The 13,697-nt window shown below is 35.4% G+C and carries 15 protein-coding genes; 6 read left to right on the top strand and 9 right to left on the bottom strand.

Annotated elements, in window-relative coordinates:
- From H7T99_RS10615 to H7T99_RS08605, 3 genes are all read right to left on the bottom strand, one after another.
- Positions 1-1,678, bottom strand: a 1,678-nt coding sequence (locus H7T99_RS10615; protein WP_260313880.1) for an ACP S-malonyltransferase, incomplete at its 3' end; no start/stop codon positions are given.
- Positions 1,679-1,687: 9 nt separating this feature from the next.
- Positions 1,688-2,899, bottom strand: coding sequence for an aminotransferase class I/II-fold pyridoxal phosphate-dependent enzyme (locus H7T99_RS08610; RefSeq protein WP_152902827.1), 1,212 nt, complete (start codon positions 2,897-2,899; stop codon positions 1,688-1,690).
- Positions 2,892-5,390: a beta-ketoacyl synthase N-terminal-like domain-containing protein gene (locus tag H7T99_RS08605; protein WP_048790644.1), complete on the bottom strand. Its 2,499-nt coding sequence runs from the start codon at positions 5,388-5,390 to the stop codon at positions 2,892-2,894. Before H7T99_RS08605 ends, H7T99_RS08610 begins: the two co-directional genes overlap by 8 nt.
- A 359-nt stretch (positions 5,391-5,749) precedes the next feature.
- Between H7T99_RS08605 and H7T99_RS08600 the strand changes: the two genes are divergently transcribed.
- A complete protein-coding gene (locus H7T99_RS08600) occupies positions 5,750-6,127 on the top strand; it encodes a Type 1 glutamine amidotransferase-like domain-containing protein (RefSeq protein ID WP_227070930.1) in 378 nt (125 codons plus the stop codon).
- A gap of 131 nt (positions 6,128-6,258) precedes the next feature.
- Here H7T99_RS08600 and H7T99_RS08595 read toward each other — a convergent pair whose 3' ends face one another.
- A complete protein-coding gene (locus tag H7T99_RS08595) occupies positions 6,259-6,834 on the bottom strand; it encodes a helix-turn-helix transcriptional regulator (RefSeq protein ID WP_155213656.1) in 576 nt (191 codons plus the stop codon).
- A 158-nt stretch (positions 6,835-6,992) separates the two neighbouring features.
- On the opposite strand from H7T99_RS08595, the gene H7T99_RS08590 reads away from it, so the two are divergent.
- The 5 genes from H7T99_RS08590 to H7T99_RS08570 all read left to right on the top strand — a co-directional run bounded on the left by H7T99_RS08590 (position 6,993) and on the right by H7T99_RS08570 (position 10,776).
- On the top strand, positions 6,993-7,436 hold the full coding sequence (locus H7T99_RS08590) for a hypothetical protein (RefSeq protein WP_143920673.1): 444 nt from the start codon (positions 6,993-6,995) through the stop codon (positions 7,434-7,436).
- Between the two features lie 278 nt (positions 7,437-7,714).
- The gene (locus tag H7T99_RS08585; RefSeq protein WP_002888288.1) at positions 7,715-8,137 is read left to right on the top strand and encodes a hypothetical protein; all 423 of its coding nucleotides are present in this window, start codon (positions 7,715-7,717) and stop codon (positions 8,135-8,137) included.
- Between the two features lie 2 nt (positions 8,138-8,139).
- Positions 8,140-9,168, top strand: coding sequence for a replication initiation factor domain-containing protein (locus H7T99_RS08580; RefSeq protein ID WP_048790647.1), 1,029 nt, complete (start codon positions 8,140-8,142; stop codon positions 9,166-9,168).
- A 59-nt stretch (positions 9,169-9,227) separates the two neighbouring features.
- Complete coding sequence (locus H7T99_RS08575) at positions 9,228-9,488, top strand: helix-turn-helix transcriptional regulator (RefSeq protein WP_037612701.1); 261 nt, start codon at positions 9,228-9,230, stop codon at positions 9,486-9,488.
- A gap of 70 nt (positions 9,489-9,558) precedes the next feature.
- Positions 9,559-10,776, top strand: a complete 1,218-nt coding sequence (locus tag H7T99_RS08570) for a tyrosine-type recombinase/integrase (RefSeq protein ID WP_048790648.1) — start codon at positions 9,559-9,561, stop codon at positions 10,774-10,776.
- A 110-nt stretch (positions 10,777-10,886) separates the two neighbouring features.
- Here the strand turns inward: H7T99_RS08570 and rpsI are convergent, their stop codons facing one another.
- The 5 genes from rpsI to H7T99_RS08545 all read right to left on the bottom strand — a co-directional run bounded on the left by rpsI (position 10,887) and on the right by H7T99_RS08545 (position 13,696).
- Positions 10,887-11,279: a 30S ribosomal protein S9 gene (rpsI, locus tag H7T99_RS08565; protein WP_002888293.1), complete on the bottom strand. Its 393-nt coding sequence runs from the start codon at positions 11,277-11,279 to the stop codon at positions 10,887-10,889.
- A gap of 27 nt (positions 11,280-11,306) precedes the next feature.
- Entirely contained in the window at positions 11,307-11,753 is a 447-nt protein-coding gene (rplM, locus tag H7T99_RS08560; RefSeq protein WP_002886374.1) for a 50S ribosomal protein L13, read from the bottom strand.
- Between the two features lie 250 nt (positions 11,754-12,003).
- On the bottom strand, positions 12,004-12,204 hold the full coding sequence (locus H7T99_RS08555) for a helix-turn-helix transcriptional regulator (RefSeq protein WP_002886373.1): 201 nt from the start codon (positions 12,202-12,204) through the stop codon (positions 12,004-12,006).
- A gap of 9 nt (positions 12,205-12,213) precedes the next feature.
- Entirely contained in the window at positions 12,214-12,711 is a 498-nt protein-coding gene (locus H7T99_RS08550) for a hypothetical protein (protein WP_229103977.1), read from the bottom strand.
- Positions 12,712-12,835: 124 nt separating this feature from the next.
- Positions 12,836-13,696: a DegV family protein gene (locus H7T99_RS08545; RefSeq protein ID WP_037599733.1), complete on the bottom strand. Its 861-nt coding sequence runs from the start codon at positions 13,694-13,696 to the stop codon at positions 12,836-12,838.
- Between the last annotated feature and the right edge of the window lies 1 nt (position 13,697).

The raw sequence follows: 13,697 nt of genomic DNA, 5'->3' as shown, positions 1-13,697 counted from the left end.
TAATAAAACTTTTAACAACTTTACTAATCTCCACCTTACTTAATGGTTCATCTGTTGTCGTATCTGTATTTACTTCTGATTGATCACTTGTGGCATTACTCAAGCCATTAGCGATATAAGTTACAATATCAGAAATTGTATGAGGTACACTTTCTTCGCTATCTACGATATCACTAAGTTTAAACTCAGTTCTTACCTTAGCCATAATTTCCGATTGCTTAACCGAGTCAATACCCAAATCTGCCTCTAAATCGGCTTCATCCTCAAGTAGCTCTTCTGGATAGCCTGTCTTATCAGTAATAAAACTTTTAACAACTTTACTAATCTCCACCTTACTTAATGGTTCATCTGTTGTCGTATCTGTATTTACTTCTACTAAATCATTATTTGGCTCACCATCATGTGATTTTTGCTCCAGTATAAGTGAATTAAATGTTGAATAAGTAGAGCCAGTACCAGTGCTCTCATTAAATTCTTGAACAATTTTCTCCTGCATCTGTTTTGGTAAAGCAAATTCCAAACCATAATCCTCTATTGAGTTCCCTGATTGAATAATTTTATCTATAAGCTCAATTGGATAGCCTGTGAGTTTATTAATTACTTTTGTAACTTTTTTAGTATTCACTTCTGTCTTAATCATATCTAACCTCAATTTTGATTTTTCCAAGGCGACAATATCATTTTCTTTCTTGGAATTCATATTAATACTACAATGTTCTTTATCAGATAAAATCTCATTAATTAAATTTGTCATAATTTGATTAGCACCACACTCTAAGTACAACTTAACATTATAAGTGTTGTATAGAACTTCAATAATTTCTCTGAAATTAAATGGTGTAATAAGCTGTTCACCTAAAATTTCAACCAGATTAGCAATATCTCTATCCTCATATAGACGTGTTAAAATAGTTGAATAAACTGGAATCTTTGGTAAATTAAACTCAATATCTTTAATAACTTTCTCATATTGATGCTTAATTGGCCGTAATAATTTGGAATGAAACGGGTATGGAACTGGTAAAATTTTTGCAACAATGTCAACTTTTTGACAATATTTTTCCAGTCGCAATATTGATTCTTTAGCTCCTGAAACAACTTTTTGAAATTTTGAATTCACAATTGCTAGCTCTAAGTTATTGTGATTTTCAAGATACGTATTAATTAATACTTCGTCTTTATTATTATTTAATTTAAGTGAAAGCATTAACCCTTGAGAAGAAGTGTCTAAATATTCTAAACTTTTCGCTCTACTATACGAAATTTTTATAGCATCTTTAAAACTAATGACACCTGAAGCTAATAAGGCTGATATTTCTCCAAGGCTATGCCCCAACAAAATGTGAGGTTTTACTTTAAATTCTTGAATTGCAATCCTAAAGAACACTTCATTCGCTATGATAATTGCAGGTTGCATAATTTCGGATACAGTATTAATATCTGATGTCATTAAATGTTCTAGAAACGAATCACCAGTAATACCCTTATAATAATTCTCTGCTTCTGCAAGTGTTTCATCAACAATTTTATTTCTACCCCTCAGATCAGATAGCATATTTACGTATTGTGATCCGTGTCCTGGAAAGATTATCGCAGTTTTACCATCATTAGATTTTTTTATATAAATTCCATTGTTTTCTAAGAGATTCACTTGATTAAATCTTATTCTATTTTTCATACTATTCCTCTAATTTATTAAATTATACTTTTTAAAAATATCTTCAATTTTACCTAGAGCAAAATCAATTTCTTCATTACTCAAAGAAGCAGTTATTGTCGCACGTAATCTACTTTCATTATGCGGTACTGATGGAAAAACAGCAGTTGCAATATATACTCCCTCGGACAATAAATCTTTAGTGATTAACATATTAATTTCATCATCACCAACATATATTGGAACAACTGGAGAAGTACTTCCCATAGTATCTAACCCCATCTTTTTAATTCCTCTTCTAAAGCGTAAAGTGTTTTCCCATAATTTATCTCGTCTCCATGTTTCCTGTTGCATAACCTTTAATGCTTCTAGAGTACCAGCAACTGTGGAAGGGGGCATACTGGCATTAAAAATGTACTGATGAGCCTTATGCTTTATATATAGTGCTGTTTTTTTATCCGTTGCAATACAACCACCAACATTAGCTAGAGACTTACTGAAAGTGGTCATTCTCAAATGTATTTTCTCTCCTACTCCTTTTAATTCAGCAACCCCCTGTCCTTTTTCACCAACAAATCCAAAAGAATGAGCTTCATCAACTAGAATACTAGCATTATATTTTTCTGCTAAATCAGTTATCCTCTCTAATGGTGCCATATCTCCTTCCATGGAATAAACACCTTCTACAATAATAAGTTTCTTCTTGAAATTTTTACTATTTTCTAATATATACTCAAGTTTATCCATATCATTATGTTTAAAAATTCTTAGCTGTGCATTTGATAAACTCATTCCATCCACTATACTCATATGATTATATTGGTCAGTAATTATTACTGTATCCTCATCAGCAATTGCTGAAATAGCAGCTAAATTTGCTAAATATCCAGCACTCAAAATTACAGCCGCCTCAGTTCCAAAAAAATCGGCACAAGCTTTCTCTAGCTTTGTATGCAAATCTGTCGTACCATTGTGTAATCTTGCACCACATGTTCCTGTTCCGTATTGAATTAATGCATTCTGAGCTGCCTCAATAATAGCTGGATGAGTAGCTAAATCCAGATAGTTGTTAGATGTCAGCATTACTACTTTTCTATCATCAATTGTAGAAGTCCCCCTTTGAGCAGATGAAAAATTAGGTTCAAACACATAATTTCCAGACTCTTGCCCTTGAATTATTTGCTTTGTCATTTGTTCAATTTCTTTTTCAAATTCTGTATTTTTAATCATTTTATTACTCATTCAACAACACCTTCTTAGCTAATTTTAGTTTCTTTTTTAAATCTTCAACATCATTATATATGATGGATAAGTCAGATTCTTCAAAAGTTAATCCGACTGGGTTATCGCATGACATTGAATTAACATCAATTGTTTTTAATAATTGATATGTTAAATTCAACTTTAAAAGTTTAGACTCTTCAGTATCAACTTTTTCGTCAAATAATTTTTCACAATTATTTTGAAGACGATTTAGTAATTCAAACGCTTCACTAGCTCCTAAATAATCATAACTCTTAGCTTTAATTGAAAATTTGGTGTTAGCACTTTTTGAAAACGTTCCTAAAACAGTATCATCCTCATTAACATCCTCACTTCGTTTAACAACGTAAAAGCAGGCACCCGATTTTATCTCTGTTTCAAAAGATAGAGACTTGCTGTAATTTCGAAATACTTCAACATATTCATCCATTACGTTACCATTAACAGCACCTACGATTATGATGTCGTTTTCTCCATTCTGCAAGCTAAGAATTCCTTGGTTTAAGGCAACTGAAAACGAGTCCATTCCATGATCATAAACAGCATTAGTACCTTGAATATTATGATAATTCGATACTCTACTTGCTACAATATTGTCCATAAAGCCTGGTAAGCTATCTTCCTCAATAGACTCAAATTTACCTTTAAAATTAGACTCAATCTCATTCAATTCTGAATTAGATATAGTAATATTTTCTTTATCTAATATATCTTTTAGGATTTTAGTATATTCCACACTTCTGATTCTAATATCAGAATGGTAAGCATTTGTAAGCCCCATTGTGGAACCTACATATACTCCCACCCTACTCTTATCACTACCATCCAATTTATTACCAATTGCCTCAGTAGCAGCAATTAATGATATTTGTTGAGCATAGTCAATTTTATTCAGAATCTTAGGTGGGATTTTATACTTAATAAACGGAAATTGGAATGGTTGATCATGTTCCGTTTTATTAAGTATATCTTTTAACGTTTTCTTATTTTCATCAAAAACTCCAATTCCAACAATTGAAAAGTCACTATTTCCATTATTACTATGAAAATCAAAAGCTTGTTTATTATGAAAACTTGGAAGATACTCCTCAACAAGAATATTTCCATTGATACCACCAAATCCAAATGCGTTAATTAATGCACGCCTAGGTCCTGAATTTCTCCGTTCCCATGGTGTATTTTTTACATTAACTTCTAGATAATCTTTTACAATATTTTTTGATTTATCTGATAGCTCTGTAAAATTATAGGTTGGTGGATATTGATTATTTTCCATTCCCTTCAACACTTTAATCAAGTTAGCCATTCCAGCAGCAGAAAATGAATGTCCGATTTGTGACTTCAAAGATCCAATTTTTATTTTATGTTTCAGATTTTCTTCAACACATAATTTAACTATTGACTCTAACTCAACATCATCTCCAACTGGAGTACCTGTGGCATGCATTTCTACATAGTCAATATCATTGATAGTTAAGTTTGCTCTGTTTAAAGACTTCTTCATTGCCAAATATTGGCCAGAAGTACTTGGGGCATAGATAGATTGTCCACTACCATCACTGGAGACTCCGCTACCACTTATAATACCAAGTATTTTGTTATTATCTTTAATTGCTTCAGAAATTCTTTTAATAATTATTGTACCTGCTCCTTCACCCGGTGTAAGCCCATCATTCTCTTTGTCCAAAGGCTTCGATTTAGAATGAGACAATCCACCAATTTTAGAAAAGGCTACATTTCCTGTTACACCCATGTTTCCTAAGGCGCCTGTTACTATAGCAAACTTAGAAACTTTATTATGTAATAATTTAATCGCCTCATCTATCGCTATTAAACTTCCTGAACAAGCACCATCAACTACAAAAGAGAGTTGATTAATTCCAAGAAAATCAGTGATATCTGTAACAAGGCTACTAGGAAACATACCATCTATATTTCTATCTTCTAAATCTAATTCTTCATACAGTCTACTACCAAATTTATCTGTTATTTTTTCTAGACTTCCCCTTTGAACTAAAGAACTTTTCTCGACTTCATTTAAATAATTCTTTCCAAATTTATATAACATGTAATCACTTATATCTAAATCGCCGAGCATATTCCCTATAATTAATGATGAATCTCTTAATTCATTTATATTAAGATTAGCTTCATCGATTGCTTGTAAAATAGTGTACAAAACCATTTTTTTAGTTCTATTCAAAGACAATATTTTTCCATCATCTAAATTGAACTTGGAAATATAATCCATTAATGAACCCGTATTATCAAGATATGCACTATTTTTGCAGTAAGTTTTATCAGGAACATTTTCATCTTCATTATAATAATCATTCACATTCCAAACTTCGTTAGTTACTTCTCTAATCCCTTGAACTCCGTTCTTAATGTTTTTCCAAAAGTTTTGTACATTATCTGAATTTGGTGGATATAGAACTCCGTATCCAATGATAGCAATTGGCTCGTACATAATAACTTCCTCCTTAGATAGATCTATTTAATTTAAGGTTAAAAGCAAAAGTTTAAGTTAATCGGATTAACTTGAGTCCAAAAATAAAAGTTAATCGGATTAACTTTTGCTTTCCTATATTTTATCATTACTTAAGAATTTGTCAACAATTTATTAAAAATTACTAATCTTCATTTAAGCTACCATATTTAACTAATTTGGCTCATTACTAGTCAAAATTCTTCTTGTTGCTAAGAATATTTTTTTCTGACTCTATAATTTCAGTAGTGGGTGGATCTCATTCAGATATTGCGGGGCTTTTTGTATGCCCAATTTATAAAATTAAGTTAGATACAAAAAGCCATCTATGTTAGACTCAGATAAACACCACATTTATCCGAAAGGAACTAAAAAAGAAGGGATTAATCAAAATCGTCAAACAAAGGATAACAGAAGAAATGATTTATATAGAGGAATATGCTGGTGCTATTATTACGTCTAAAAACATTGAGTATAGCTCTTTACTTGACAACCCTAATGTTGCAACTGAACTCAAAGATTATACTGGTCTCGGTCTATGGGACAAATACATTCTCCCTCATAGCAATGAATTTCCATTTGAAGAATGTACCGCTGAAACTATTCGAAATTACTTTGAAAAATTGGACTTACTTCCGATTAACAATTATACTGCTGTTGTTATAGAAATGGGCATTTTTCAGTCATTTAAAATGATAAGCAGTCGTGGAGTTAAGTAAGACGACTCAAATAAATCCTATAAAATCAACATTTCTAGGATTTTTGCTTGCTTAAAATATTTTTGTCTGATTAGACGATGTATTATAAATTCTAATTTAAGATTCTATAAATTATTTCAGAATTAGCCCTTTTATAAATCTGTATTTTCAAATCGAATAACATCAAGCTCTTTTTCTGATTGGTCTTTGTAGAGTGCAATCAGATTATCAGTTTTTTTCTGAATGTCCTTTTCATATTTAAGAGTGATAAGCCCTATTTTATCTTCATCAGACATGGTGTTAGTGTTTTCCAGTTCCAATGCTTGATTAAGCTGTTCTGTGGTGTAGGTCTTCTGCTCCACTTCTTTTTGAAATTCTGCATAGTCCAAAAGACTTTGTAAGAGTAATTCTTCCTCCGCTGTGCGAGCATAATGCCAATCGTTGGCTAAACGTTCTAGATGTTCTGCCCACTTTAAATCCCCTTTCTTTTCACCAAGCTCACTATAAGGAAAGAGTTCGTCAACATCTATTTTTAAGGCTTTCGCAATATCTTCTAGGCGCTCCCAACTTGGTTCGGTAGTGCCTTTTTCATAGTTAATAATTGTTTGTTTGGTCACACCCAGAAGTTTTCCCAATTCTTTTTGGGTCATTCCTGCTTTTAACCGGGCAGATTTAATATCAAGCTCCCCCGCTCGTAAGACATTGGCATAGTTATATAAAGCTGGCATTGGATTTCACACTTTCTATTTAGGTAAAATTTGTTTTTACTTTTTAGTTGACTAGTAAAAATATGTTTTGTATAATGAAAATAATCGATAGGTAAAATAATTATTTACCTCTTGATTATATAATATTTTACCTTGAGAGTAAATGGAAGGAGGCTAAAATGACACACTTTTACGATTATCCCCAAACGGTTAAATTGGTTAATGGTTTGAACTCCGTCTCAACCTTAAAGAAATGGCGCTTAAAGATTGAACGCTTAACAGGACATGCCTTTGAAGAAAGCCGAGTACGAACAGGCAAACGTTCTTACAGTAAGGTTACCCTCTTTACTGATAGTGACATTGAGCAGTTGCAACAGGTCGCCCATTTAAAAGGCAGTCTGGGACTAGAGAAAGCCATTCTCAAAGTCTATCCGCTAACCCGTGCCTCACCTGTTCCTTTGACTAAACAAGTACAGGGACTATCTGTTCAAGTGTCTCAACTGAACAATCAGGTTGAGAGACTAACCAGAGATAATCAAGTTCTAACCTTGCGCCAAACCGCACTGGAAAAGCGCATAGAGGTCTTAGAACACCCTAAGAAGCGAACACTCTTTGGCAAGTGAGCACGGTACAGCACCAACGCCGTGGGCGAGTGGTCAACACGGTAGCCCACAAGGCGGTAGGGGCTCGAAACGGGCGAGACTTGCCACTAAAATAAGTGCCCCACTACTAATAGGGGGTACGAACGTACACGAAAGTAGGGCTAACTCCTTGAGACGTCTGGGGTTAAAGCCAATCAGTTGAAGTTTTCGCTGAAATCCCTTGGGAGAGTAGGGTTCAAAGCTAATTCTGCGTACGTTTAGAAAAGATAACTACTTTAAAAAACACAAAGGAGTATACGATGACAAACTTAACACTAACTGACACAACACTTAAACTTGGCGAATTGAACCTTGATAAAAGTCAATTCATGCTTCCTAAAAAAGTAGTGGTACTTTCTGCTCGTATGAGTTATAAGTATCAAGAAGTAAATGGCGAACAAGTCCGAACAGACGAACCATCCAAACTAGTTTGTAGCGTTCAAGATGCGGATAAAATCAAAGTGTTAAAAGAAATGAACATTGCCATTGAGGAACTCAAAGCGATTACGCTTGAAATTCATGACAACCTCGACAAAATCACAAAACTAGCAGAAAATGACGGGTTGCTTGATAAGACCGTTGAACTCGTCAATCCTCAAGTCCGTCTCATGTGGAACATGACTCGTAGTAACTGGTCTGGCGTAAAACTAGTGGCAAACGACCTTAAAATCTTTGGTAATTAAACATGGACAACAGCGTGAGGATTGACTACTTCGCTGTCACTGTTAAAGATGTTCCACCAGAGGAAGTTTTGGAAGAAATACTGCTCATTCCCCAAGATAAGTTTGCGCTTAATGCTTGGGGAATAAACAAGTATCAACGCCATTATGCTTGTTCAGACATCAAGGTTTACTTTAACCAAGTCTTAGATAACATGGGGGTCTATCTGGAACTTAAAGGAAAAGGTTGTCGTCAATATGAGGAATTTATGGCAGGTAACGTTAATAACTGGGTAGCTCTGGTCACACGCCTGTACCGCTATCAGGTCAACTTTACCCGAATAGATATAGCTAATGACATCTACGATAAAGCATTATCCGTTCAAACCCTCTATGCCTATTGTAAACGGGGCTTGTGTATCACGAGAGCACAATATATGGACTATCACGAGCGTTCAATTCTTGAAACGGGCGAACGAGTTGGTGAGACGGTCACCATAGGCGCACGAGGAAGTCAACAATGGTGTGTTTATAACAAACTCATGGAACAAAAAGGAAAAGGTAAAGTCACTGATGAGACCCATTCTTGGGTCAGAGCAGAGCTACGTTGTTGGCAAGGCAAAGCTAATATCATTGCTCAACAAATATACCTTAAAAAACCTTTGACAGCCATTTACTTTGAAGCTATCAACGGACACTACCGCTTTGTCAGACCTAATGACAAGGACACCAATAAGCGCAGAAGACAGCCGGTCAAATGGTGGCTTGATTACCTCCAGACGGAAACCAAAACTCGCTTGAGTATTGAACGTACCAAGCCAACGCTTAGACAGTCAGAACAATGGACGGAAAAACAGGTCTCAAAGACTTTAGCCAAACTCTATGTGGCTAAATATGAGGCAACCACACTTGAAAGAGCAGACCAATTTCTCCAAGACCTCTTAAAGTTGGGATTATCGAAATTTACTAACAGCGATGAAAAGGAGATTGAACAATATGTCCGTGAACACCAGAGCTCCAACACTTGGGGCATACAAAAAGACGACTTGCCGTAAACAAATCGCCTTAGAAATAATAATCGCTAACATTATATCATGAAAGGACAAAAAAGACTATGCAAGTGATTTTACCAGACGAACAAATTCATCAGCTACAACTGTTAATTAGCCAGCTTATAGAAAACGAAATAAAAAATAAATTGGATAGTAACAACATTGAAAGTCCCTTCTTGAACAAACAACAAACTTGTAAGTATCTAGGAATTGCCAATAATACGCTTGATTCTTGGATAAAAAAGGGGTTACCAGTTATTCGAGTTGGAAAAACTGTCCGATTTGATAGAGCCGAACTTAATCACTGGTTACAAAATCAGTAGCATTCTAACCGTGGCCTGATATAATGAAGCCACGGTATTTTTCTAGCTCAATTCAAAAAAGGAGAATACTATGTCAATTACAAAAACTAAAAACGGAACTTATCGCTTACGTATCTATGTCCCAGAAGAAGTCAAATCCTCATTGGGAATTAATAAAAAAGTGATTGAAAAACGTTTCAAATTAAGGAGTGAGGCTAAAAAATACGAACTTGAATTACAAAACAAGATTGATAAAATTTTAAGCGGAGAATCAACCAAATTGGAAACAAATGGCTCAATCCTCTTTTCCGATTTTTATCACAATGTTTGGTGGGAATCCTATAAAGCAGGTCAAACAACATCTACCACAAAACCACCTTCACAAGCTACTATTGACGGTACCGAAATTGTCTTTAGAAAACATATCCTACCCTTGCTTGGTAATTATTCCATTGATTTTCTCAATCAAAATAAACAGGTTATCTTGAACCTTTTGACACAAAAGGCAGAAGAATATGCAAACTTCAAAGTCATTAGAAGTTACGTTAATTCTATTTTTGATTGGGCTGAGGAATTGGAATATATCGAAACTAATCGTCTCTCTAAAACAATTAGCCGTATTAAGGCAACTAAAAAAATTAAACTACAAGAGAGTAAAAATGATGAAGATTTATATCTGTCACAATCAGAACTTCAAGCATGGTTCACCGCTTTTGAAGAAGATTTAGAAAACGACAAGCTCCTATTCAAAGATTATGTGTTATTCTATACAACTTTTTTCTTAGGAGATAGGAAATCCGAAAGTTACGCTTTGCAATGGAAACACATTAACCTAAAGAAACAAGAAATTCAGTTAGTGAAAGCCTTGGACAAGTATAAAAATCCAAAATCAACTAAGGGAAATAAAAGGACAACTTTCCATATTCCTATTGAACTAACTGATTTACTCTGTGCTTGGAAAAAACAACAAAAATTGGAATTGGCAAAATTCAATATTATCCAATCTGATGAACAGTATGTTTTTACTTATATTGATACAAAAGGAAATGTTAATAGTCCCTTACACGCTGATTATCTTAATAATAAGATGAAGTCAGTCGAACGCCGTCATAAGGAACTAACACACGCTACACCTCATAAATTACGTCATACGGGTGCAACTCTTGCCAAACAATTTGGCACATCACTAGAGGACATTTCAGAAGCTCTAACGCATAGCGATACTCTCACAACTAAGACCTATGTCAACACTTCAAATGTCATACCAATGGCTGTTGGTGAAATTGCCTACCGTAACCTTAAAAAGTAATGGTGTGAATTTGGTGTGAAAAGTGGTGTGAATTTTGCCAAAAAAACATCAAAAAACACCCCATGGTGTGAACCATGAAGTGTTGATAAATGCTGTATTGTAGCCGTTTCTTAACGTTTTGAGAACTGGCTAGCTTTACGAGCTTTCTTAAGACCTGGTTTCTTACGTTCAACCATACGTGCATCACGAGTAAGAAGTCCAGCGCGTTTCAATGAATCGCGGAAGTCTGGGTCTACTTGAAGAAGTGCACGAGCGATACCGTGACGGATCGCACCTGATTGACCAGCGTATCCACCACCTACAACGTTAACGTGTACGTCGTATGAACCTTCAGTTGAAGTAACTGCGAAAGGTTGGTTGATAACGAGACGAAGGTCTGCGTGTGGGATGTATTCTTCTACATCTTTTTTGTTAACTGTGATTTTACCAGTACCTGGAACCAAACGTACGCGTGCAACGGCGTTTTTACGGCGTCCTGTACCTGCATATTGTGCTTGTGCCATTATATTAGTGCTCCTTTCCTCTTAGAATTAGATAAGTCCTGAGATATCAAGTACTTCTGGTTGTTGTGCAGCGTGAGTGTGCTCACCGCCAACGAAGACTTTCAATTTCATACCTTGTGCGCGTCCAAGAGTGTTGTGTGGAAGCATACCTTTAACTGATTTTTCAATCAAACGAACAGCATTTTTAGAACGAAGTTCACCTGCTGAGATTTGTTTCAATCCACCTGGATACATTGAGTGAGTGTAGTAGATCTTATCAGTTGCTTTTTTACCAGTCAATTTAACTTTTTCAGCATTGATAACAATTACGAAGTCACCTGTATCAGTGTGTGGTGTGAAAGTTGGTTTGTTTTTTCCGCGAAGTACGCTAGCAACTACTGCAGAAAGACGTCCAAGTGGTACATCAGTTGCGTCAACGACATACCATTTACGTTCAACTTGGCCTGGTTTAGCCATAAATGTTGTTTTGTTCATGATTTCTCCTATATATAGTTCGATTTTTGTTTACGAGTGATGGGTGTTCCTTCCCATCGAAAAGTATTTGGAAGGTTCCGGGGCCTTTCAAATGGGGTAAACAATACCGTTTAACATAATATCAAAAAAACACGTCCAAGGCAAGTCATTTGGAGGTGTTTTTCTTTTATTTTTTGTATTTTTTTAGTCTCTAATTTTATAAGGTGGAAGACTAGAAATCATACCTAATTAACCTCTAAGGGGGTACAAATTAATCCTCAGATTCCCAAAAAAGCTGGTCTAAAGTTTTGTCCAGAGTTTTGCAGATAGCAATACACAGATTTATAGTCGGGTTGTAGTCTCCCTTTTCAATAGCTGAGATAGTCTGACGAGAGACTCCTATAGCATCTGCCAACCCCTGTTGAGTGAGATCCTTTGCTACACGCGCTGACTTCATTTTTAAATTTTTCATTCAAAAATCCTATTCTTCGTCTTCTAGTTCTTCCAAACGGTTCTTCTTGATTCTTTTAATGATAGCCCATCCTTCATAGCATAAAATCAAACTCGATGTCAAAGCTGTTACACTTCCTATAAGATTCTTACCCAATCTAAACGACTGTACTAAAATTAGTAGATATATTAACGATACAAAAGTTCCACCAAGCAACATTACCCAGGAAAATATTAATACTTTCTTCTCAAGTTTTTTGTCTAGCAACCATGGATGCCCATTACGTGATACGCTGTGAACTAATACTAGGCACATAGAACCAAAGAAAGTGATGATTAATAGTGACTGCACTAATTCGACGGAGTGTGTCTTACTAGCAACCATAATCGTTACAAACATACCAAGCATGGCTATCCAATAACCTCTAGCAGAAGATTCTCCGCTGATCAACTGAGCACGTTCATCCATCGTGCTAGCTACTTTTTTCTTTGACTTCTTCATTTTGTTTCCTCCATTTTCTAGATTCATTATAGCATTATTTTACGTTATGTCAAATATATCATTCATTTTGTATATATTATCTTTTTATATTCTATTAATCTATCATTTCAGAAAACAAAAATCAGATAGGAAATCCTATCTGACACTTTTTCTATCTAACTTCTTTACCAATCGTAAAGACGGCCAAGGTATCTGGTCCGACGTGGGTAGAGATGACTGGCCCAAGTGGCATAATGAGAACTTGCTCAATGTCGTCAACTGCTAACAATTGTTCTTTTAGATTCTCCGCAGCTTCAATATCATTGGCATAAGCGACAATTGCTGTGCTATGTTCAATATCCTGAGTAGCTTGTAGGACCATTTCTTTAATGGCTTTTTTACGTCCACGGATTTTAGCCAAAGGAACCAACTTGCCTGAAGCATCTAACCAAAGGAGAGGTTTAATATTAATCAAACTACCAATAATAGCTGAGCTCTTTGAGAGACGTCCCCCACGCATGAGATGGTAGAGATCATCAACTAAGAAATAAGTCCGTAAACGTGGCAGAATGTCCTCAATCATGGCTTTCGTTTCAGATAAGCTCTTACCTTGGTCACGAGCTTCTGCCGCCAAAATAGAGAGATAGCCTTCTCCACCTGCTGCTGCTAGAGTATCTACAATCTCAATGACAGCTTCTGGGTATTCATCCAAAATCATGTCACGCGCCATAACAGCACTTTGATAAGTACCTGAAAGCACTGATGAAAAGGCAATATAAAGAAGGGCATCACCATTTTTGGCGTGACGACGAAAAACCTCTTCAAATTGACCAACATTCACTTGGCTAGTAGTCGGCTGACTGCCTTCCTGCATACGTTCTAAGAGACGGTCACTCGTTAAACGGTTAGGACCAACGGTTTCATAGGCAATATCATCAAGCGTAATGGTCAAACCAACGAGCTCTACCTTATTCTCCTGAGCCCATTTTTCATCTAGATCTGCTGTAGAATCTGTCAAAATGTTAAATGTCATA

It is taken from the genome of Streptococcus sp. 17.1, assembly GCF_016648655.1.
Lineage (GTDB): Bacteria > Bacillota > Bacilli > Lactobacillales > Streptococcaceae > Streptococcus > Streptococcus salivarius_E.
Note: the sequence above shows the minus strand (reverse complement) of the source record. Positions and strands in the feature narration are given on the sequence as shown.

Excerpts from the sequence above, each read along its gene's own strand:
- H7T99_RS08590 (WP_143920673.1), top strand. The coding sequence starts at position 6,993 with ATGACACACTTTTACGATTATCCCCAAACGGTTAAATTGGTTAATGGT.
- rpsI (WP_002888293.1), bottom strand. The coding sequence starts at position 11,279 with ATGGCACAAGCACAATATGCAGGTACAGGACGCCGTAAAAACGCCGTT.
- H7T99_RS08550 (WP_229103977.1), bottom strand. The coding sequence starts at position 12,711 with ATGAATCTAGAAAATGGAGGAAACAAAATGAAGAAGTCAAAGAAAAAA.
- H7T99_RS08570 (WP_048790648.1), top strand. The coding sequence starts at position 9,559 with ATGTCAATTACAAAAACTAAAAACGGAACTTATCGCTTACGTATCTAT.
- H7T99_RS08555 (WP_002886373.1), bottom strand. The coding sequence starts at position 12,204 with ATGAAAAATTTAAAAATGAAGTCAGCGCGTGTAGCAAAGGATCTCACT.
- H7T99_RS08610 (WP_152902827.1), bottom strand. The coding sequence starts at position 2,899 with ATGAGTAATAAAATGATTAAAAATACAGAATTTGAAAAAGAAATTGAA.
- H7T99_RS08580 (WP_048790647.1), top strand. The coding sequence starts at position 8,140 with ATGGACAACAGCGTGAGGATTGACTACTTCGCTGTCACTGTTAAAGAT.
- H7T99_RS08595 (WP_155213656.1), bottom strand. The coding sequence starts at position 6,834 with ATGCCAGCTTTATATAACTATGCCAATGTCTTACGAGCGGGGGAGCTT.
- rplM (WP_002886374.1), bottom strand. The coding sequence starts at position 11,753 with ATGAACAAAACAACATTTATGGCTAAACCAGGCCAAGTTGAACGTAAA.
- H7T99_RS08585 (WP_002888288.1), top strand. The coding sequence starts at position 7,715 with ATGACAAACTTAACACTAACTGACACAACACTTAAACTTGGCGAATTG.
- H7T99_RS08575 (WP_037612701.1), top strand. The coding sequence starts at position 9,228 with ATGCAAGTGATTTTACCAGACGAACAAATTCATCAGCTACAACTGTTA.
- H7T99_RS08545 (WP_037599733.1), bottom strand. The coding sequence starts at position 13,696 with ATGACATTTAACATTTTGACAGATTCTACAGCAGATCTAGATGAAAAA.
- H7T99_RS08605 (WP_048790644.1), bottom strand. The coding sequence starts at position 5,390 with ATGTACGAGCCAATTGCTATCATTGGATACGGAGTTCTATATCCACCA.